The organism is Variovorax sp. W1I1 (assembly GCF_030815625.1).
In the GTDB taxonomy this organism is placed as follows: domain Bacteria; phylum Pseudomonadota; class Gammaproteobacteria; order Burkholderiales; family Burkholderiaceae_C; genus Variovorax; species Variovorax paradoxus_C.
In genome coordinates this window covers 3,652,709-3,671,387 of the sequence record NZ_JAUSWZ010000001.1, presented here as the reverse complement: position 1 = coordinate 3,671,387, position 18,679 = coordinate 3,652,709, and the positions used below count along the sequence as shown (strand labels likewise).

Here is an 18,679-nt window from a genome sequence, read left to right as displayed (position 1 = left end):
GATTCACTCCGTCAAGTCAAATGCATGACCAATGAAGCCAACCATCTACAGGCCGCTGGTGGCTTCGCGTTTCGCATCTACATGGTGTATGTGCCTTGAAGCGAATGGACGGGGCGCGCATCCGCTTTGTGGAGACCTGTGGTGAATCTACAAGGTGTTCAATGACTACGTCACGTTAGACCTCAATGCCAGTACTGCGCATCACCAAAAACGGCATTCATCTTTGCACCGTCGGTTCGAACGATGTGTGGATGTTTTCCGCCGACGTTCACGCCGACATTTGGGGACCGGCTTGTTCCCTGCTCACTGTCACGGGTGGCGGAAAGCGTCGGCCCGACGGCTCCTTCGATTTCTTGATCTGGGAAATGACGCATGAATTGCGCAAGGGCGATCACCTCGTCTTCTCGTTCGAGGAGGGAACGGAGTCCTCCCCAAACGGTTCCCTGGACGACGACGACGACGACGACGACGACGACGACGACGATGCTTCAGCCGAAGATGAGGCTAGGACGGCCGACTTCGTTGTTTCGGAAGAGGAAATCGCCAGGATGGAAGCGCGGCCGAAATCCAACCCGAATTGCAGGTGGCGATTTCTTGCACCGAATGAACAAGAAATCTTCGTAGTCCCAGACGACGATCGTCAGAGTCTCAATCTCCATATCCTTTGGAACGAGATGCGAGCGCACCGCATGCGAGCAAGTCTGTCCAAGACTTCGCTCCGCGAAACCCTGAGCCGCAGTGGAGGAGACGAAGTTTTCCTCAACTATTTCGAGCACGCAGTGCGCATCGAACTCATCATCGAGATCTGACGCTCCTTCACCCCGGTTTTTTTGAAAGATGCGGCTTTGACACTTCGAAAAGGAAAGGTCTCGTCAAATACCGTCGCTCATTTGCCTGAGATGGTCGACGCTGGGCTGCGGAAAGTCTTCTCAGGCTTGCGCCACCCAGCCCGTGAAAGCCATGCCGGCATAGAACAGCCGAACGTTCGTGAAGGCGGCCTCTCGAAGCAACTCCTCCTCTTGCTCAGGGCCGAGCAACGGCAGGGTCGAACCGATGGTGGATGCTGCCTTGCGCGCGTTCTCCGGATCGACGCCTGAAGCGATGGCGAAAGCCGCATAGCGCGAAAGCCACAGCGCCCGCTCCTCCTCCGCCTGGGGAAAACTGAGGTGCGCCATGACGAACGGCGCACCGGGCTTCAGGCGGCGATGGATTTCCTTCAGCGTCGATTTTCTTTCTTCGACGGGCACGAAGTGCATCGTCAGAAGACACGTCGCGGCATCGAATGGACCGACGGGTGCCGTGTCGGTATAGCCAAGGTGCAACTGGGCTCGCGCGGCAAGCGGGCCGAGTGCCGTTGCCGCCAAGTCGAGCATGGGTTGCGACGGATCGACGCCGACAAATTGCCATTGCGGACGCGCCTGTGCAAGCGCCGCCAATTCCATGCCGCCACCGGCACCGATGACCAGCACGTGGGCCGATTCGGGTGCGCGCTCTGCGACGAGCAGAGCAGGCATTGTTTGCAAGTCGTGCAGGCCGGGAACGATGCGCGCGGTTTTTTCGGCGTAGTCGCGGAGGGCGGATGCGTCGCTGAAGGGGGTGTTGGGTTGGGGCATGGGAACAGTCTATTGAGGCGGGTGAGAAGACGCTGTGCTGGGGGAATGGTGCGGCAGAATCCCGCAAGGAAAAGCTCTTCATCCACAGCAGAGAAATCAGACATCTGCAGCACCGCACAACAATCCCAATGCCTTCCATCTCCTTCGGCCCACTCCCTGCTGAATGCCTGTTGGACGAAGCCTTGCACATCACCGTGCATGGGTTGACGCCCGGGCAGCAGATAACACTGCGGGCGCTGAGCGCTGGTGCCGAAGGAACGGTGCTCGCCTCTCGCGCGAGCTTTCACGCAGCAACCACAGGCGATGTGGATCTGGCGCGCGATGCCCCCGTGTCTGGTGACTACACGGGCGTAGATGCGATGGGATTGTTCTGGTCCCGCTCATCGCAACCAGCGTCGGCGGTGCCATTTTCAGATCGGTGCGCGGACGACCCCATGGCCGTCTTGCTTGTCATCGAGAGCGAATCGGCGGAGCCTGTCACGCATGCATTCCGCAGACGTTACTTCGACGACTCCGTAGCAATGCGCAAGGTACGCGAGGCGGGAGTCGTGGGCAGTTTGTTCGAGCCGAAAGCACCGGGCCGTCATCCCGCGGCTCTGGTCGTGGGCGGGTCCGGCGGGGGCGTGCAATGGTCAGCGGAAATGGCCGCGCTGTTGGCATCGCATGGGTACGTTGCGTTGGCTCTGGCTTACTTCGGCATCGAGGGCCTTCCGCCCACGCTGGACCGGATTCCTCTGGAGTATTTCGACAATGCGCTTGGATGGCTGGCACAACAGGAAAAGGTCGACCCCGATCGGATCGCCGTGAGTGGCGCGTCCCGAGGCGGGGAGTTGGCGCTTCTGTTGGGGGCGACCTTTCCCTCTGTGCGTGCCGTGGTGGCGTACGTCGCAAGCGGCATCGTCGGGCCCGCCTATCCGGCGAGCGGGCACTCGGCCTGGACGATGGATGGCAAGGACGTGCCGCATGCCGATGTCATGCCCCTGGAAGAGTGGAACCTCGCCGTTTCGCAAGGCCGCGTCGACCCCGACAGCTTTGACTGGTTTCTCATTCCGCTTCGGGATGAGGCGCTCGTGGAAGCGACCTCCATCCGCGTGGAGAACATCAACGGGCCCGTGCTGTTGATCAGCGCACAGGACGACAAGATCTGGCCTTCTGCGCCACTGAGCGAATTCGCAATGGCTCGCTTCAAGCGGAAAGGGTTCACCCATTCTGTCGAACACTTGTCTTACGCCGACGCCGGCCACAGTCTGGGCTGGCCGAACGTCTCCACCATGTCGACGCGATTCAAGCATCCTGTATCCGGTGAAGACCAAGACCTCGGCGGCTCGCCAGTCGGCACGGCCCGTGCGCGTGAGGATTCCTGGCGGAAGATGCTCGCGTTCTTGCGGAACAACTTGTAGATGCCACCGTGGATGACGGCAGAAGCCGTCGTGTCGATCAAACAAAAAATTGGGAGCAACCTGTCATGACGAACGCCAATACCGCAGACGCACCAGCCGAGACCTTCCCATCCCTGACAACCCTCCGCCTCACGCTGCGCGAGATCGTCCCGACCGACGCAGCCTCCTTGCTCGCCATCCACGGTGACCGCGAGGCCATGCGCTGGTTCGGCAACGATCCGATCGCGAGCCTGGCGGAAGCCGAGAAGATGGTGCAGACCTTCGCGGGTTGGCGGCAACCACCGGTCCTGGGAACCAGATGGGCGATCGAACGCAAGCAAGACCGTCGCCTCATCGGAACATGCGGCCTGTTCCGATGGAACAGGAACTGGAAAAGCTGCACCGTGGGCTACGAACTCGCACGCGATGCCTGGGGCGAAGGCCTGATGACCGAGGCGCTAGTTGCCGCTTTGCCTTGGGGGTTCGAATCGATGGCGTTGAATCGCATCGAAGCACAGGTCCATCCGGAAAACGCAGCCTCGCTGAAGCTTCTGCGGCGACTGGGCTTCGTCGAAGAAGGGCTCCAGCGGCAGGCCGGCTTCTGGTGGGGGGAGCATCACGACCTGGTGCAACTCTCGTTGCTGCGTCATGAGTATTCCAGCGGCGAACAGCCATAGAGCCAGATCCAAGGCCATTGCGTTGTACGTTGATGAAGAACAGGCAAACAGAGGAAACGTGAATGCGCCAACTGGGACGAAGCCTCGCTCGGCGACTCTTTTCACAGCGCCTGAGTTGATCAGCACGAGCGATTAAGGGACGCACCGCGCTAAACCTTGCATGCGACGTAACGCTCGGCGGCACGACCAAAGGCGCTAATTCGCGTGGACGACATAGGTGGCCGAGACAAGCCAGCCCGCGCTCATGGTCACCCGACCTCGTGCGTCACATATGTATGTATGCAACGGCGCATCGGTTGAATCGGCTATATCAAAATGAAATTTGATTCGTTCTGAATGCGTTGCCGGCGAATCAAAATTCGCTCTTCATCGCAATGCATCAAGAACTTCAACTCACGCGCTGCTTTTCGCGCCTGCAATTGGCTGCGGGTCGAGCGCGTCGATGTCTGGGCTACAACAACACGCATTGAAAGCAGCGGCGCAGGCCGTCTGTCTCCGATGCCATTCGATGCGATGCATGCATCACATAGCGCCTGAGCGTTGACCAACCCCCGGTTGCTCGCCCACATCGGGTAGGTGCACGCCGCCATTCAAGATCAATCGTTCCCCAAGCCCAATGGCCGTACCTTCTGCCGAACTTCCTCTGGTCAAGCTTGCCGCCGCCAACCCACCGCATGCCGCTTCGCTGGCGCAATGGCTGCGCGCACCGGCGCGGTATGTCGCCTCGTCACGCTGGATCGCCTGGCTCTTTCCGCTGCTGGTGTTGCTGCTGTGGCAACTCGGCGCGCACTTTGAATGGATCGCGCCGCAGGTGCTGCCGGCGCCCGCCGTCGTCTGGCGCACGCTGGTCGATCTGTTCGGCACCGGCGAGATATGGGGTCACCTGCAGGTCAGTTTGACGCGCGTGTTCGCGGGTTTCGCGTTGGGGCTGAGTGCAGGGTTTGCGCTGGGCGTGGCCATGGGGTTGTCGCCGCTCTTCAAGGACTACGCCTATCCCCTCTTCAAGGCATTCAGCCAGGTGCCGGTGCTGGGTTGGCTGCCGCTGTTGATGCTGCTGGTGGGTATCGACGAATCGCTCAAGGTCTTTCTCATCGCCAAGGCCGCACTGGTGCCGGTGGTGCTCAATACCTACAAGGGCATTCAAGGCGTACCCACGCGCTACATCGAGGTGGCGCGCGTGCTCCGGTTCTCGCGCTGGCAACTGCTGCGCAAGGTGGTGCTGCCCTCGGCCTTTGCGCCGATCTGGAACGGCGTGCGCTATGGCTTCACGCATGCCTGGCTCGCGCTGGTCGTGGTCGAATTGTTGGCCTCCAGCGAGGGCATCGGTTTCCTGATCGTCTATGGCCGCCAGTTGTTCCAGCTCGACGTGGTGCTGGCCGCCGTCGTGGTGGTCGGTGCCGTCGGCTTTGCACTCGACAAGATCTTCGCGCTGATCGAGAAGCGCCTCACGCGCTGGCAACGCCCCGGATTCTGAGGAAGAGCGCATGAGTGAACACATTGCACCAACGGCACCTGCGGTGCAGGCGCGCCGTGCACACCCCGTGCCTAAGGCCCTGCGCGGCTGGGTCGTGCCATTGCTTCTGCTCGCGCTGTGGTGGACCGCCGCGCGCCTCGGCTGGGGCAATGCGGCCTTCCTGGTATCGCCCGAGGCGGTGTGGCAGCGCGCGGTGAGCTACACGGCGAGCGGCGAGCTTTGGGAGGCGCTGGGTTCGAGCCTGTGGCGCGACCTGGCCGGCTTCGCCATCGGCGTGACGGCGGGCTTGGTGGGCGGTGGCCTGCTCGGCCTGTCGCGGCTGGCGGAGCGGGCGCTCGGGCCGAGCTTTCACACGCTCAAGCAGATCTCGCTGTTCGCCTGGATCCCGCTGATCTCGGTCTGGTTCGGCCTGGGCGATGCCGCCAAGGTGGCCTTTCTCTCGCTGGCCGCTTTCTTTCCCGTGGTGCTCAACACCCACGAAGGCATCCGCAGCGTGCCGCGCGAACTGATCGAAGTTGCGCGGGCGCTGAAGTTCAGTCGCTGGCAAATGCTCACACGCGTGGTCCTGCCCAGCGCTTCTCCGTCGATCTTCGCGGGCATACACCTGGCGCTGATCTATGCCTGGCTTGCAACGCTGGGCGCCGAGTACCTGCTGGTCTCGGGCAAGGGAATCGGCAACACCATGATCGACGGGCGCGAGCATTTCCACATGGACCTGGTGATCTTCGGCGTGGTCGTGGTCGGGCTCACCGGCTTCACGCTCAACTGGATCGCCACCCGCATCGAGACCCGCCTGCTCGCCTGGCGCGGCCGCTTGGTCGCGCAATTCTGACAACCCAAGGAACACGAACGTGGCTCACGCAGGAACGCTGGACATCCGGCATCTCCACAAGCAGTACGAGGTGGAGGGCACGCCGCTGCCCGTGCTCAGCGACATCTCGCTGAGCATCGCACCGGGCGAATTCGTCAGCATCGTCGGCACCAGCGGATGCGGCAAGTCGACGCTGCTGCGGCTGCTGGTCGGCCTGGAGGGCGATTACCAGGGGGAACTGCTGCTCGACGGCGACCGCATCCTCGGCACCAGCCTGGAGCGCGGCATCGTGTTCCAGGAGCACAGGCTGTTTCCGTGGCTCAACGTCGAGGACAACATCGCGCTGAGCCTGCTCAATGCGCCGTTGACCGAGGCGCAGAAGCGCGTGCAGGTGCAGGAGCACATCGAGCTGGTGGGGCTGCAGGGCTTCGAGAAAGCGTTTCCGCATCAGCTCTCGGGCGGGATGTCGCAGCGCGTGGCAATCGCGCGAGCCCTGGTCAACCGGCCCGAGGTACTGCTGCTCGACGAACCCTTCGGCGCGCTCGACGCGATGACGCGCGCTCACCTGCAGCAGGAGCTGCTGCGCATCTGGCAGGCCGAAGGCATCACCACCATTTTGGTCACGCACGACGTGGAGGAGGCCGTGTTCCTGGGCGACAAGGTGGTCGTGATGGAGCCTCGCCCGGGACGCATCCGCCGCATCGTTCCGGTGCCGCTCGCGCATCCGCGCAACCGGGCGAGCCAGGCTTTCGCCGAGATCAAGGAGCGCGTGCTCGCCGAATTCTCGGGACAGCCGACCGAGGCGCCGGCGCTCGTGCCTGCGTCGCGCAGCGCGGAGTCCGTGCTGTTCGCCATCTGATTTTTTCCAGATTTTTCCAAACGGAGCATCCATGCGCACTTCATTTCCTTTCCGCGGCCGCAGGTCGTTCATTGCCGCCGCGGTGCTCGCCGGCGTGCTTGGCACCAGCCTGGCATCGGCGGCCGACCTGCCCAAGGTGATCCGGCTGGCAGCCCCCGAACAGGGCAGCCAGGGCAAGTCCTTTGCCGGCGCCGGGCCGGTGTCGCTGGTCTATGCCCAGAAGGCGCTGGAGGCCGAGTTCGAGAAGGACGGCGTGAAGATCGAATGGAAGTTCTTCAAGGGCGCGGGTCCCGCCATCAACGAAGCCCTGGCAACGGGGCAACTCGATGTCGTGTTCCTGGGAGACCTGGCCGGCGTGATCGGTCGTGCCAACGGCCTGAAGACGCGGCTCGTCGCCTCGGGCGGGCGCAACAGCAACAGCTATCTGGCGACCGCGCTGGGCAGCAACATCCGAAGCTTCAAGGATCTGAAAGGCAAACGCGTCGCGGTGCTGCGCGGCACGGCCTATCAGCTGTCGTTCAACCGCCTGCTCGAAGATGCCGGCCTGACCGAGAGGGACGTGCGCTTCACCAACCTCGATTGGCCGACCTCGAAGGCGGCGGTGGTCAGCAAGGACATCGACGCGACCTTCGGCGGCTCCGACCTCCAGTTGCTCAAGATCGCGCGCACGGCCGAGATCCCGGTCAGTACACGCGGCAAGGGGCCGATCTACGGCATCAACTCGGGCGTGATCGCAACCGACGCGTTCGCCAGGCAACATCCCGAGGCCCTCACGCGGTTGATCAAGGTGATCGTGAAACAGGCGCAGTCGGCGTCCGACAACAGCAAGCGCGATGCGCTGTTCGCCCGCTTTGGCGAGATCAGCGGCCATCCCGTTGCGCTGTTCAGCAGCGACTTCGAGGGCGCCTCGCTCAAGGAGCGCTACTCGCCGCTGCTGGACGACGGCTTCGTCTCGCACTACGCCGACGTGATCGACGGCGCGAAGAAGGTCGGCATCATCCGCCAGACATTCGATGCCCGCGCCTGGGCCGATCCGAGCTTCCTGGCGCGTGCGCTCAAGGAACTTCAGCTCGAGAATTTCTGGGCGCCCACCAATGCGGCAGGCTTGGCCGCCAGGCAGTGAGGCCTGTCGAGATGAACAACAAGACCCCCAATATCGTCTTCATCCTGGCGGACGACCTCGGCTACGCGGATCTCGGCGTCTACGGCCAGACCGGCTTCGCGACCCCGCATCTGGACGGCCTGGCCGTGGAGGGTGTGCGCTTCACCCAGGCCTACGCGAACTCGGCCGTTTGCTCGGCGACACGCTTTGCGCTGATCACCGGGCGTTACCAGTACCGGCTGCGAGGAGGGCTGGAGGAGCCGATCGCCACCAGCGGCAAGGGCCTCGGCCTGCCGCCCGAGCACCCGACGCTGCCTTCGCTGCTCAAGGCGGCGGGCTATGACACCGCCCTGATCGGCAAATGGCACCTGGGCCGGCCCCCCGAATACGGCCCGCAGCGCAGTGGCTACGACCGCTTCTTCGGCAACCTGGGCGGCGCCGTCGACTACTTCACGCACAAGTCGGGCGTCGGCGACCACCTGCCGCGCGACCTCTATGAGGGTGAGGTGCCGGTCGAACGCACCGGCTACTACACCCAGATCCTGGCCGACGAGGCCGCGGCCTACGCGTGAGCGTGCAGAAACGCCCGACAGGCCCTTCTTTCTTTCGCTGCATTTCACGGCGCCGCACTGGCCCTGGGAGGGGCCGGAGGACGAGCACGTCTCGCGCGGGCTCAAGGATCTCTTTCACTACGACGGCGGCAACCTGGAGACCTACGGAAAGATCGTCGGCGCGCTCGATGCGGCGGTCGGACAAGTGCTGGCGACGCTCGAGCAGAACGGCCTGGGCGACAACACGATCGTCGTCTTCACCAGCGACAACGGCGGCGAGCGTTTTTCCAAGAATTGGCCCTTCACGGGCCAGAAGACCGAACTGCTCGAAGGCGGGTTGCGCGTGCCGACGCTGCTGCGTTGGCGCGAGCGGATTTCGCCGCAGGTTCAGACACAGGTGACCATCTCGATGGACTGGCTGCCGACCTTGCTCGCGGCTGCGGGCGCGGCCGCGCATCCTGGCTATGCCAGCGATGGAGAGAACATCCTGCCGGTGCTGGAGGGCAGCACGCCCGCGCATCCGCGACAGCTCTACTGGCGCTACAAGGAGCAGTCGCAGCGCGCCGTGCGCGACGGCGATTGGAAGTACCTCAAGATCAACGACAACGAGTTCCTGTTCGACGTGGCCGTCGACCTGCGAGAGCGCGCCAACCTGCGCGATCGCGAGCCGGAAGTCTTCGAGCGGCTGCGCCAACAGTGGACTGCATGGAACCAGAATTTCCTGCCGATCACCGACGAAGTGTTCTCGCATGGCGTGACCCCCGACATTCAGGCCGATCGCTACGTGCCGGACCGCTTGCATCGCGCGGTGCTCGGTGCGCCAGGTGGCGTGCGCCCCGCCGATGGAGACTGAAATGGGCGAACCCAGGAAGGAGCCCGTCACTCCAAGGCGCTGTGCAGCCTTTGCTGCATCGACACCACAAGGCAAGAAAAAGCCCGCACGAGGCGGGCACAGATCAATCGGGAAGAAGCGGCTTAGCGGGCAAGCTTAACCGTGCCGTGATCATCGCAATGGTCCCCGTGTGGATGATGAAGGTGGCCGTCAACCAGGTAGTCGATGTGATCGCCATGCGGCACGGCTTCATGGCCGCAGTCGGGACCGTGAACATGTCCCGCCTCATGACCCGCGCAGCGATGGTTCGGCGTGCATTGATCGGGATTCGCGGCCGTGACCTCAAGGGTGTGCTCGTCAACGTGGCCATCGTGCATGTGGTGCAAATGGCCGTCATGCAGATAGTCGACATGGTCGCCGTGCGTGATGGCGGTGTGGCCGCACGACGGTCCATGCTGATGAGTGTGTTCGCCGGGGTGTTGTGAGCAGCTGGTCATTTGTTTGGTTTCCCTGTTTGGATTCAGTGCGTTCGCAAAATTGCGCGCCAAGGGATTAAGAACCCTGGAGCCGCTTCAGAGTCAAGCAGCTATTTCCACGATCAAAGGCTCACTGTTAAAACAATCGCCCGATGCGCTTGGCTTGATATGGAGTCGAATACAGAGCGGCGGCGACCACGGGTTTGTGAACTACGCAAGCGATCGTTAACAACGCCTTGTCAATTGCTTCCTTCATTCCGATGAAAAACACATCTCACGTCTTTTTGTGCAGCTGCGAACATGAGCTTCTGCGCCGGGTCGCGCACACGAGCGCGCCCCAACGATCACTGTTCTGCAAAAGCGTGGCCGAACACTGGCGTGCGTTGCTGAGCCTGGCTGCTGCCTGCACCGTACTGGTGGCCAATCCTGCAGCCGCCAGCTGCGCGCAGATGTCGCCAGTCGGCGCAGAAGCCGCGCAGCATCGCGCCCGGCTGGCCGGGTACTACGACCACAAGCTGGCATTGCTGGACGGCCGCGTCCATGAGTGGCGGAGTCCACAGGAAAAACCAAGGGTCGTGTTGCACGGAGCCAGCCATGTCGCGGTAAGCAAGTCGCACGGCTATGCAATCGACGAGAAGCAGCGCGCGGTGACGTGGCCGCTGGGTTCGGCGCGCGTCGATCTTCTGCTGGACGACGTGGCGCTGATCTCGGCCGGCGACAGTGGCCTGCTGGCGATCCGCTGCGATGGCAGCCTGTGGCAACGCCGGGTCGGCGAAACCGCATGGAGCCGCAGTGCCGACGCCGCCCTGCACACCTGGGTAGGGGATGGCGCCGACTACTACATCGCCCCCGGTGGCCGCCTTTACGCGCGTGGCCTCGCGCACCGCGGCCAGTACGGCGACGGACGGCTGGCCGAGCAACCCGGCTGGACCGCAGTGGCCGAGCAGGCGAGCGAAGTGGTCGGCCATACGGGCCACGCGCTGCATCGCCGCACCGACGGCGCGGTCCTGGGCACCGGTGGCAATCGCTTTGGCCCGCTGGCCGGTCATGGCCTGGGTGACAAGGCCGATCGATGGGGCGTGATCTTCGAAGGCGCGGCGGCCATCGCAACCGGCAGCCGCCATTCGCTGGCCTTGCGGCCCGATGGCAGCCTGTATATCTGGGGCGGACCCGAAGGCGTTCAGCCGCGCCTGGCAATGGAGGACGTTGCGCACGTCGCGGCCGGATTGGAAGACACGATCGCGATCGACAGGCAAGGGCGCCTGTGGAACTGGCCCCTGGGCCAGCGCCCCTCCACACCGTTGCAGTTGCAGTTGCCTGTGACGACCCGCTGAGCTTCCTCTGCCAAGAGCCGCAGCGTGCCGGACATCACAGCCTGATGCTCGCCCCCCTGACCGTCGACCCAAGAATGCCCACTTGCGCCTTGACCAGCTCTTCGAAGCGATCGACCGGTCCAGGCTTTCCGACGATGCCCAGCTCGAGCAGCTTGCTCGACACCTGCGGCATGACCAGGATCTCGTTGCAGGCGGCGTTGAGCCTGGCGACGATATCGGGCGGCAGGCCCGCCGGCGCGCTCAGGCCAAAGAAGTTCTCGAGCACCAGTTGTGGCTGACCCAGTTCGGCGACGGTCGGCGTTTCGGGAATGAGCGGCGACCGGGCGTTGCCCGTCACCGCCAGCGGAACCAACTGGCCGCTCCTGAAAAACGGCACATACGCGGTAACGACGTCGATGGCGACCGGAATCACGTTCGCGATCAGGTCCGTCGTCATCGGTGCTCCGCCGCGGTAGGGCACATGGACCATGGGAATGCCTGTCGTCTTGCGGATCAACTCGCCATGGATGTGGCCGACCGAGCCGGGGCCTCCGGAGCCGAAGTTCAGCAGCCCTTCCTTGCGCGCACGGGCATCGAGCTGCGCATAGCTTGCAATGCCCGCGGACTTGCTGGCCATGATCACCAGCGGTGCCGAGCCCAGATAGGCGATGTGCGTGAAAGCCAGGACGGGGTCGTAGGGTTGCTTTTCGAGCGCGAAGGGCCCGAGCGCGATGGGTGTCGTGTTCGACAGCATGAGCGTGTAGCCGTCGGCCGGCGCGGCCGCGACCTGCGCGCCGCCGATGGTGCCGCCTGCGCCCGGCCTGTTGTCGACCACGAAGGCCTGGCCGAGCTTCTTGCCGAGTTGCTCGGCCATGACGCGGGCGAGGATGTCGCTCGAGCCACCGGCCGGAAAGGTGACGACGATGCGAACCGGTTTATCGGGCCATTGGGCAAAGGCCGGCAGCGCGAGCGATGCGGCGCCGGCAGCCAGGGATTGAAGCGCGCGTCGGCGTGAGGGGGAAGCGATGGAAGACATGACCAGCCGACGCAAGAGCTATGCCCATGCAGATGCCGATCACTGTTCGCAATAGCGAGAGCGCGTCCTTCACGCTCGGCATGCAGCCTTACTGCGGCACCAGCCCCGCGGCCTTCACCAGCTCCGCATGCACCCGGATCTCCTCCGCAATGACCTGCCCCAGCGGCTTGGCGTCGTCCGGCGCTGGCTCCATCCCCACTTCCAGCAGCCTCGCCCTTGCATCGCCCCGCATCAGCAGTGCCTTCACGGACTTGTCCAGCCGCTCCAGGATCGGCCGCGGCGTCTTCGCCGGGGCCAGCAGGCCGATCCACGCCGACAGCACCACGCCGTCGACGCCACCTTCTCGCAGCGTCGGAATCTCGGGCGCCGACACCGCGCGCTTCTCGCTCAGCACACCGACCGCGTGCAGCTTGCCGCCGCGGATGTGCGGCAGCGCTTCGGGGAGCGGGGCGAACACCATGTCCACGACGCCGCCGATGAGGTCGGTGATGGCCGGCGCGCCGCCCTTGTAGGGGATGTGCAGCAGCCGCGTGCCGGTGCGGCTCTCGAACATGAGGCCCGCCAGGTGCTGCGGGCTGCCGTCGCCCGAGGACGCGTAGGTCAGCTTGCCGGGGTTGGCCTTGGCCGCGGCCAGCACGTCGGCAACGCTCGCGAAGCGCGCCTTGTCGCGCACCACCAGCACCATGGCCTGGTTGACCAGCTTGGTGACGGGGGCGAAGTCGGCCTCGGGGTTGTAGGGCAGCGTCCTGAAGATGCTCTTGTTGGTGGTGAGGAACGAGGCGGGCGACACCATGAGCGTGTAGCCGTCGGGCGCCGCGCGGGCGACCAGCGGCGTGCCGATCTGGCCGGAGGCGCCGGCCTTGTTGTCGACCACGAAGGGCTGGCCCAGGTCGGCCGCGAGCTGCTGGCTGACCAGCCGCGCCACCATGTCCACGCTGCCGCCGGCCGGCAGCGCGACGATGACCTTGACGGGGCGGTTGGGGTAGGTGTCCTGGGCCGGGGAGGGCGTGGATATGGCGAGGAGGGCGACGGCGCCAAGCGCTGCGAGAAGGGAGCGGGTGATGGAAGGCATGGTCAAGGCGCGCTGCAGTTTCCGTGCCGACGCGTCCTCGGCGGCGATGGCTTCTTGCCGCCATTGCGCACATGCATAGACAATGGAGCCAGCTTTTTATCCGCTCGAATGAATAGATTTCAATGAACCAACTCCTGGCAATGCGGGCTTTCGTGCGGGTCGTGGACACGGGCTCCTTCAGCCGCACCGCGGATCAATTGGCGCTTCCGCGCTCGACGGTCAGCAAATTGATTACCGATCTTGAAAAGCATCTGAATATCAAATTGATGCAGCGGACCACACGCGCGGTGACCCCCACATCGGACGGCCTCGAGTATTACGGACACGCCATGCGCTGGATCGCCGAAATGGATTCGGTCGAAAGCGCGGTGCGGGGTAAAAAAGTCAAGCCGAGCGGGCATCTGAGAATAGATGCGCCAGCGGCATTCGCCAACAGCTTGCTGATTCCCGAGTTGCCGGAATTTCATAGCGAATATCCAGAAATTACCATCGCAGTCGGAATCAGCGACCGGCCATTGAATATCGTGGAAGAGGGCGTGGATTGCGTAATTCGTGCCGGCAGGCTCGACGATATAGCAATGGTTGGGCGAAGGGTGACTGAACTTCAATATGTCACCTGCGCCGCGCCAGCTTATCTGGATCGCAAGGGAATTCCCTCTTCCCCAAACGATCTTCAATTGAATCACGCTGCCGCGTGTTATTTTTTTTCGACAGGAAAACCGGAGCTTTTGATCTTCGAGCGCGGCGCCGAGCGATTTGAAATCGGCAATTGCGTTTTCTCGACCAACGAAGGCAATGGCCTGAAGGAAATGCTGCTGGCGGGCCTGGGCGTCGGGCAGCATTTCAGGCGCATCGTCCAGCCTTATCTGGATTCGGGTGAATTGGTGGCGGTTCTGGAGGATTGGTCAAGGCCCGCAATGCCCTTTCATATTCTTTATCCCCCCAATCGGCACCAGAATGCCAGGTTGAAGGCGTTCGCCGATTGGGTGGTTCAGAAATTCGGAGTTGATCTGCCCATTACGGAATAATTGCGGTGACGCGAATTTCGATATGCATGTCCGGATGCGCGAGGGACGCGACATCCAACTCCGTCCAGATGGGCGCGTGGTTCGGCATGTACTGACGATAAAGTCTGGCCATCGTTTCATTGACCACCGGCGGAAATCCGCCGACGTGGTATGAATTGATGTGAACGACATGCTCCCAACTGGCGCCGGCAGTTGCCAGCGTCCGCTCGACATTCTTGAACGCCTGCGCAATTTCATCTTCAAGCGATTTAGGGAATTGCAGATCGTCGCTCCAGCCGCCTTGCCCTGATGTTTCGACGCGATTGCCGATCCTGACGGCTTGCGAGTAATGCAATCTGTCGAGGAATTGCTTTCCATATCCGGGGGTGATGAAGAATTCGGGTTTGCTCATTTCAATCCTTTCGGTTGTCCAATGACCTGAATGGTATGGACTTGCGAGCAAGATCAACAGCCGCTATTCATGGCATGACTGTTCACATGCATGGACAATCGGGCGCCCGGCACCGTCGGCCCCGGCAAGTTCTTACAACTTCCCCGTCCGTAAGCGCCATCCGCCGACGGTAAAGTCCCGGCACCCGGTTGCGGACGTTCCGCGACTTCTCTCCTCGATTCCTCTCGATTCCCTCGTTTCCGTTTCCCCGCACCTCCATGTCCAACCTCATCGTGCACGGCGGCACGCCGCTTCGCGGCCGCATCACCCCCTCCGCCAACAAGAACGCCGTGCTGCCGGTGCTCTGCGCCACCTTGCTCACCAACGAGCCGCTGCGGCTGCTCGGCGTGCCCGACATCACCGACGTGCGCAAGATCCTGGACATCTTCCGCACCCTCGGCAGCGACGTGCAGATGGACCACGCGACCGGCACGCTCGCGCTGCACCACCGCGAAACCGCGTTCGACGCGGCGCTGCATCGCCTCCCCGAGGAGATGCGCTCGTCGATCATGCTGGTGCCGCCGCTGCTGGCGCGCTTTGGCGTGGCGCGACTCGAAGACAACGTCAAGGGCTGCACGCTGGGCGTGCGCGAGATCGATCCGCATGTGGAGGTGTTCCAGCGCTTCGGCGGCCAGGTGGAGCGCACCGAAGGCTCGCTGCTCGTGCACAGCGACGGGCGCCTGACGCCCACCGACCACTGGCTCGACTACGCCTCGGTCACCACCACCGAGAACTTCGTGCTGTGCGCGGCCGCGGCCGACGGCACCTCGACGCTCACCAATGCCGCCTCGGAGCCGCACGTGCAGGAGTTCTGCCGCTTCATGGCGATGATCGGCGTGCGCATCGAGGGCATCGGCACCTCGCGCGTGACGGTGCACGGCGGCGGCGCGCTCACCGGCGGCGAGTTCCGCTTCGACGAAGACTTCCATGAGATCACGACTTTTTTGGCGCTCGGCGCCATCACCGACGGCGACGTGATCGTGCGCAACAGCGCGCCGGCCAACTTTCCGCTGCTGGACCGCACCTTCGCGAAATTCGGCGTGCGCATCGAGCATGCGGACGGCTGGTCGCGCGCCATCCGCACCGGTCCGCTGAAGGTGCAGACGCCGTTCACGAGCAATGTGCTCACCAAGGTCGAGGCGGCGCCGTGGCCTTACTTTCCGGTGGACCTGCTGCCCATCTTCATCGCGCTGGGCGTGCGCGCGCAGGGCAACGCGATGTTCTGGAACAAGGTGTACGACGGCGCGCTGGGCTGGACCGGCGAGCTCTCCAAGTTCGGCGCGCACGTGTTCTCGTCGGACCCGCACCGGCTCATCACCTTCGGCGGCAATCCGCTGACGCCGGCGGTGGTCGAAAGCCCCTACATCATCCGCGTAGCGATCGCGCTCTTCATGGTGGCGGCGAGCATCGAAGGGCGCTCGGAAATCCGCAACGCGACGCCGATCCGCCGCGCGCATCCGCGCTTCGTGGAGAACCTGCGCAGCCTGGGCGTGCAAGTGGAGTGGACGAGCGAGGAGTGAAGCTCGCGCTCAGGCTGCTGCTGGCCTACCTGGTGGCGAGCTTCGCGATGGCGGTGGTGCTGGCCGTCTTTTTTCCGTCGCATGCGCATGTGCCCGCGGTCGCGGTGCTGCTTGTTTTTCCGCTGCTTCCGTTGCTCGCGCTCAAGGACTTGCTGGTGGTGGGCGCCGCATGGAAGGGCGCGATGCCGCTGGCCGTTTTTGCCGTGCTGTTCGGCGGCATGGCGTGGCTGGCGTTGCGTGCCCGGGCACGCGACCGGTCGAGGGCAGCGGCACGCCCGTAGGCGGTTGGGGCCTCCGGATGCCGATCCCGTCCGTCAGAACGACGGCACCGGGTTGCGTCCTTCGGTGAGCACGTAGGCGCCCTTGCGCCAGGCATAGACCAGCGTGCTGTCGATGGTGGACACGCGGCGGCTCTTGCCGCCGGCCATGCGCTCGCCCTTGAAGGCGATGCGCATCTCGCCCGGCGCGTCGTCGGTGCCGAGCGCGAAGGTCGGCGTGCCGCCGATGTCGAAGCACCCGCCGCTTGGCGGCGGTTCATCCGGCTTCCCGGCGTCGCGCACTTTCTCGCAGGACTCGTGGACGCCTGCGTTCGTTGCCGACAGCGGAATGCCCGATGCGAGCACGCGCACCTGGCCCGCTTCGAGCCCATACACCGACAGCCATTGCCCGCAGTAGCCCTGCCAGCAACTGCCGTGGGCGATGGTCAGCGCAAAGCGCTGGGGCGCGATGCGCTCGACCTTGGTGGTGCCCAGGTTGCCCATGAAGCCGAGGTAGTCGACGGCGTCGTTGCGGCTCGCGAGTTTCCAGCCGTCCGCGCCCTGCTCGAAGAAGTAGGCGCCGAGCCATGCGCCGTTCACGTGGCCGTTCATCGGCTGGCCTCGGTCGTCGAGCGGCACGGTCTCGGTCAGCATGACGGCATGCGTATCGTCGAGCCGCACCACTTCGCGCGGCGACACATGCGCCTGTTGCTCGGCCTCGCTGCCGGGCACTGTCTTGCCCTCGTTGGCCCTCTCGGGCAGCGAGACGGTGTCGGGCTGTCGGGGCGCGGCGCCGGGGCCCTGGGAGTCGGGGAATACCAGCGCCATGAGTTCGGCGCGCTTGAGCGTGGCCGATGCGGTGGGGCGAGGCGCTGGTGGTGCAGGTGGTGCTGCGGGGGCAACTGCCTCGGCCGTTGCCACGGCCACTGCGGCTTCGTCCGCCTGCGCGTCGGCGCTGACAACGAGGGCTTCTTTTTGCGGACAGCCGCTGAGCACGAAGAGCCCGGCAGTGGCGAGGGCAACAACGACGGCGCGCTGCAGCGGCTTCGACGGGCGGGGCAGGGGGAAGATCGGGCTGGGCATGCGCGCGATTGTGCCAAGCCATGCCGCGATGACCCCGCGGCCAGAGCGCTCTGCGGCTTGGCGAGACAATCGCCGGCATTCGACACAGAAGGAGCATTCGAATGACGACGCTGCAGAAGATCCTGGGCACCGAACTCCCCCTCATCCAGGCGCCGATGGCCGGCATCCAGGTCAGCGCGATGGCCATCGCGGTGAGCAACGCGGGCGGGCTCGGCTCGCTGCCCTGCGCCATGCTGAGCCCCGAGGTGATGCGCAGCGAGCTCGCGGCGATCCGTGCCGGCACCGACAAACCGTACAACGTCAACTTCTTCTGCCACACGCCGCCCGTGCCGAGCACCGAACGCGAGGCCACCTGGCGCGCCGCGCTCGCGCCGTACTACGCGGAGCACGGCATCGATGCGGCAAGCATCCCGACCGGTCCGGGCCGCAATCCTTTCAGCGCCGATGTGGCCGACCTGCTGGCCGAGTTCAAGCCGCCGGTGGTGAGCTTTCATTTCGGGCTGCCGCCCGTCGAGCTGCTGGCGCGGGTGCATGGCTGGGGCGCGAAGGTGCTGGCCTCGGCCACGACGGTCGAAGAGGCGCTGTGGCTTGAAGCGCACGGCGCCGATGCGGTCATCGCGCAGGGGCTCGAGGCGGGCGGGCACCGCGGGCACTTCCTCTCGCATGACCTCACGAAGCAGCTCGGCACCTTCGCGCTGCTGCCGCAACTGGTGCGCGCGTTGAAAGTGCCGGTGATCGCGGCGGGCGGCATCGCCGATGCGAACGGCGTGGCCGCGGCGATGGCGCTGGGCGCGGCAGGCGTGCAGATCGGCACCGCCTACATGCTGACACCCGAAGCCACGACGAGCGCGATCCACCGTGCGGCGCTCAAGAGCGAAGCGGCCCGCCACACCGCGCTCACCAATCTCTTCACCGGGCGGCCGGCACGCGGCATCGTCAATCGCGTGATGCGCGAGCTGGGGCCCATCGGCGCGGCCGCACCCGAATTTCCGCTCGCCACCTCGGGCATCGCGCCGCTGCGCGCCAAGTCCGAGGCGCAGGGCAGCGGCGACTTTTCTCCGCTGTGGTCGGGGCAGAACGCCACCGGCTGCCGCGAGGTGCCGGCGGCCGAAGTGACGCGCGCGCTGGCCGAAGGTTTTCTTCACGCATCCCGCTGATCCGTTCCA

General features: G+C 64.4%; 18 protein-coding genes and 1 pseudogene. 14 read left to right on the top strand and 5 right to left on the bottom strand.

What is annotated here, in order from left to right; genetic code table 11:
• Nucleotides 1-185 precede the first annotated feature (185 nt).
• Nucleotides 186-809: a hypothetical protein gene (locus tag QFZ83_RS17150; RefSeq protein ID WP_307508368.1), complete on the top strand. Its 624-nt coding sequence runs from the start codon at nt 186-188 to the stop codon at nt 807-809.
• A 120-nt stretch (nt 810-929) separates the two neighbouring features.
• Here QFZ83_RS17150 and QFZ83_RS17145 read toward each other — a convergent pair whose 3' ends face one another.
• Nucleotides 930-1,613, bottom strand: a complete 684-nt coding sequence (locus QFZ83_RS17145) for a class I SAM-dependent methyltransferase (RefSeq protein ID WP_307508366.1) — start codon at nt 1,611-1,613, stop codon at nt 930-932.
• 128 nt (nt 1,614-1,741) lie between these two features.
• Here QFZ83_RS17145 and QFZ83_RS17140 point away from each other — a divergent pair, with 128 nt between their 5' ends.
• The 9 genes and pseudogenes from QFZ83_RS17140 (at nt 1,742) to QFZ83_RS17100 (ending at nt 11,108) form a co-directional block, all read left to right on the top strand.
• Nucleotides 1,742-3,013 carry an acyl-CoA thioesterase/bile acid-CoA:amino acid N-acyltransferase family protein gene (locus QFZ83_RS17140; protein WP_307508364.1) on the top strand — a complete coding sequence of 424 codons (1,272 nt, stop codon included), beginning with the start codon at nt 1,742-1,744 and terminating at the stop codon, nt 3,011-3,013.
• A 65-nt stretch (nt 3,014-3,078) separates the two neighbouring features.
• Nucleotides 3,079-3,669, top strand: coding sequence for a GNAT family N-acetyltransferase (locus QFZ83_RS17135; protein WP_307508363.1), 591 nt, complete (start codon nt 3,079-3,081; stop codon nt 3,667-3,669).
• Nucleotides 3,670-4,285: 616 nt separating this feature from the next.
• Nucleotides 4,286-5,143, top strand: a complete 858-nt coding sequence (locus tag QFZ83_RS17130) for an ABC transporter permease (RefSeq protein ID WP_307508360.1) — start codon at nt 4,286-4,288, stop codon at nt 5,141-5,143.
• A 10-nt stretch (nt 5,144-5,153) separates the two neighbouring features.
• Nucleotides 5,154-5,975 carry an ABC transporter permease gene (locus QFZ83_RS17125; RefSeq protein ID WP_306877285.1) on the top strand — a complete coding sequence of 274 codons (822 nt, stop codon included), beginning with the start codon at nt 5,154-5,156 and terminating at the stop codon, nt 5,973-5,975.
• 19 nt (nt 5,976-5,994) lie between these two features.
• Nucleotides 5,995-6,813 carry an ABC transporter ATP-binding protein gene (locus QFZ83_RS17120; RefSeq protein WP_307508358.1) on the top strand — a complete coding sequence of 273 codons (819 nt, stop codon included), beginning with the start codon at nt 5,995-5,997 and terminating at the stop codon, nt 6,811-6,813.
• A gap of 31 nt (nt 6,814-6,844) precedes the next feature.
• Entirely contained in the window at nt 6,845-7,936 is a 1,092-nt protein-coding gene (locus QFZ83_RS17115; RefSeq protein WP_306877283.1) for an ABC transporter substrate-binding protein, read from the top strand.
• A gap of 11 nt (nt 7,937-7,947) precedes the next feature.
• Nucleotides 7,948-9,319: pseudogene (locus tag QFZ83_RS17110) on the top strand (sulfatase).
• Nucleotides 9,320-9,369: 50 nt separating this feature from the next.
• The gene (locus tag QFZ83_RS17105; protein ID WP_307508356.1) at nt 9,370-9,783 is read left to right on the top strand and encodes a hypothetical protein; all 414 of its coding nucleotides are present in this window, start codon (nt 9,370-9,372) and stop codon (nt 9,781-9,783) included.
• 251 nt (nt 9,784-10,034) lie between these two features.
• Complete coding sequence (locus tag QFZ83_RS17100) at nt 10,035-11,108, top strand: hypothetical protein (RefSeq protein ID WP_307508353.1); 1,074 nt, start codon at nt 10,035-10,037, stop codon at nt 11,106-11,108.
• A 34-nt stretch (nt 11,109-11,142) separates the two neighbouring features.
• On the opposite strand, the gene QFZ83_RS17095 is transcribed toward QFZ83_RS17100, so the two are convergent.
• Both QFZ83_RS17095 and QFZ83_RS17090 read right to left on the bottom strand, forming a co-directional pair.
• Nucleotides 11,143-12,123 carry a tripartite tricarboxylate transporter substrate binding protein gene (locus QFZ83_RS17095; RefSeq protein ID WP_307508350.1) on the bottom strand — a complete coding sequence of 327 codons (981 nt, stop codon included), beginning with the start codon at nt 12,121-12,123 and terminating at the stop codon, nt 11,143-11,145.
• An 88-nt stretch (nt 12,124-12,211) separates the two neighbouring features.
• Nucleotides 12,212-13,195 carry a tripartite tricarboxylate transporter substrate binding protein gene (locus QFZ83_RS17090; RefSeq protein ID WP_307508348.1) on the bottom strand — a complete coding sequence of 328 codons (984 nt, stop codon included), beginning with the start codon at nt 13,193-13,195 and terminating at the stop codon, nt 12,212-12,214.
• A gap of 122 nt (nt 13,196-13,317) precedes the next feature.
• On the opposite strand from QFZ83_RS17090, the gene QFZ83_RS17085 reads away from it, so the two are divergent.
• Nucleotides 13,318-14,223, top strand: a complete 906-nt coding sequence (locus QFZ83_RS17085) for a LysR family transcriptional regulator (protein WP_307508346.1) — start codon at nt 13,318-13,320, stop codon at nt 14,221-14,223.
• On the opposite strand, the gene QFZ83_RS17080 is transcribed toward QFZ83_RS17085, so the two are convergent.
• Nucleotides 14,213-14,614: a RidA family protein gene (locus QFZ83_RS17080; RefSeq protein ID WP_307508344.1), complete on the bottom strand. Its 402-nt coding sequence runs from the start codon at nt 14,612-14,614 to the stop codon at nt 14,213-14,215. The two genes, QFZ83_RS17085 and QFZ83_RS17080, sit on opposite strands and share 11 nt — an antisense overlap.
• 257 nt (nt 14,615-14,871) lie before the next feature.
• Here QFZ83_RS17080 and QFZ83_RS17075 point away from each other — a divergent pair, with 257 nt between their 5' ends.
• A complete protein-coding gene (locus QFZ83_RS17075) occupies nt 14,872-16,173 on the top strand; it encodes a UDP-N-acetylglucosamine 1-carboxyvinyltransferase (RefSeq protein WP_307508342.1) in 1,302 nt (433 codons plus the stop codon).
• On the top strand, nt 16,170-16,454 hold the full coding sequence (locus QFZ83_RS17070) for a hypothetical protein (RefSeq protein WP_306877275.1): 285 nt from the start codon (nt 16,170-16,172) through the stop codon (nt 16,452-16,454). Before QFZ83_RS17075 ends, QFZ83_RS17070 begins: the two co-directional genes overlap by 4 nt.
• A 33-nt stretch (nt 16,455-16,487) precedes the next feature.
• Here the strand turns inward: QFZ83_RS17070 and QFZ83_RS17065 are convergent, their stop codons facing one another.
• On the bottom strand, nt 16,488-17,513 hold the full coding sequence (locus tag QFZ83_RS17065) for a hypothetical protein (protein ID WP_307508341.1): 1,026 nt from the start codon (nt 17,511-17,513) through the stop codon (nt 16,488-16,490).
• A gap of 101 nt (nt 17,514-17,614) precedes the next feature.
• On the opposite strand from QFZ83_RS17065, the gene QFZ83_RS17060 reads away from it, so the two are divergent.
• A complete protein-coding gene (locus tag QFZ83_RS17060; protein ID WP_307508339.1) occupies nt 17,615-18,670 on the top strand; it encodes a nitronate monooxygenase family protein in 1,056 nt (351 codons plus the stop codon).
• Nucleotides 18,671-18,679 lie beyond the last annotated feature (9 nt).

Coding starts and splice junctions, on each gene's coding strand:
- QFZ83_RS17150 (WP_307508368.1), top strand. CDS start 186: ATGCCAGTACTGCGCATCACCAAAAACGGCATTCATCTTTGCACCGTC.
- QFZ83_RS17130 (WP_307508360.1), top strand. CDS start 4,286: ATGGCCGTACCTTCTGCCGAACTTCCTCTGGTCAAGCTTGCCGCCGCC.
- QFZ83_RS17145 (WP_307508366.1), bottom strand. CDS start 1,613: ATGCCCCAACCCAACACCCCCTTCAGCGACGCATCCGCCCTCCGCGAC.
- QFZ83_RS17135 (WP_307508363.1), top strand. CDS start 3,079: ATGACGAACGCCAATACCGCAGACGCACCAGCCGAGACCTTCCCATCC.
- QFZ83_RS17140 (WP_307508364.1), top strand. CDS start 1,742: ATGCCTTCCATCTCCTTCGGCCCACTCCCTGCTGAATGCCTGTTGGAC.
- QFZ83_RS17075 (WP_307508342.1), top strand. CDS start 14,872: ATGTCCAACCTCATCGTGCACGGCGGCACGCCGCTTCGCGGCCGCATC.
- QFZ83_RS17085 (WP_307508346.1), top strand. CDS start 13,318: ATGAACCAACTCCTGGCAATGCGGGCTTTCGTGCGGGTCGTGGACACG.
- QFZ83_RS17095 (WP_307508350.1), bottom strand. CDS start 12,123: ATGTCTTCCATCGCTTCCCCCTCACGCCGACGCGCGCTTCAATCCCTG.
- QFZ83_RS17065 (WP_307508341.1), bottom strand. CDS start 17,513: ATGCCCAGCCCGATCTTCCCCCTGCCCCGCCCGTCGAAGCCGCTGCAG.
- QFZ83_RS17100 (WP_307508353.1), top strand. CDS start 10,035: ATGAAAAACACATCTCACGTCTTTTTGTGCAGCTGCGAACATGAGCTT.
- QFZ83_RS17090 (WP_307508348.1), bottom strand. CDS start 13,195: ATGCCTTCCATCACCCGCTCCCTTCTCGCAGCGCTTGGCGCCGTCGCC.
- QFZ83_RS17115 (WP_306877283.1), top strand. CDS start 6,845: ATGCGCACTTCATTTCCTTTCCGCGGCCGCAGGTCGTTCATTGCCGCC.
- QFZ83_RS17080 (WP_307508344.1), bottom strand. CDS start 14,614: ATGAGCAAACCCGAATTCTTCATCACCCCCGGATATGGAAAGCAATTC.
- QFZ83_RS17125 (WP_306877285.1), top strand. CDS start 5,154: ATGAGTGAACACATTGCACCAACGGCACCTGCGGTGCAGGCGCGCCGT.
- QFZ83_RS17060 (WP_307508339.1), top strand. CDS start 17,615: ATGACGACGCTGCAGAAGATCCTGGGCACCGAACTCCCCCTCATCCAG.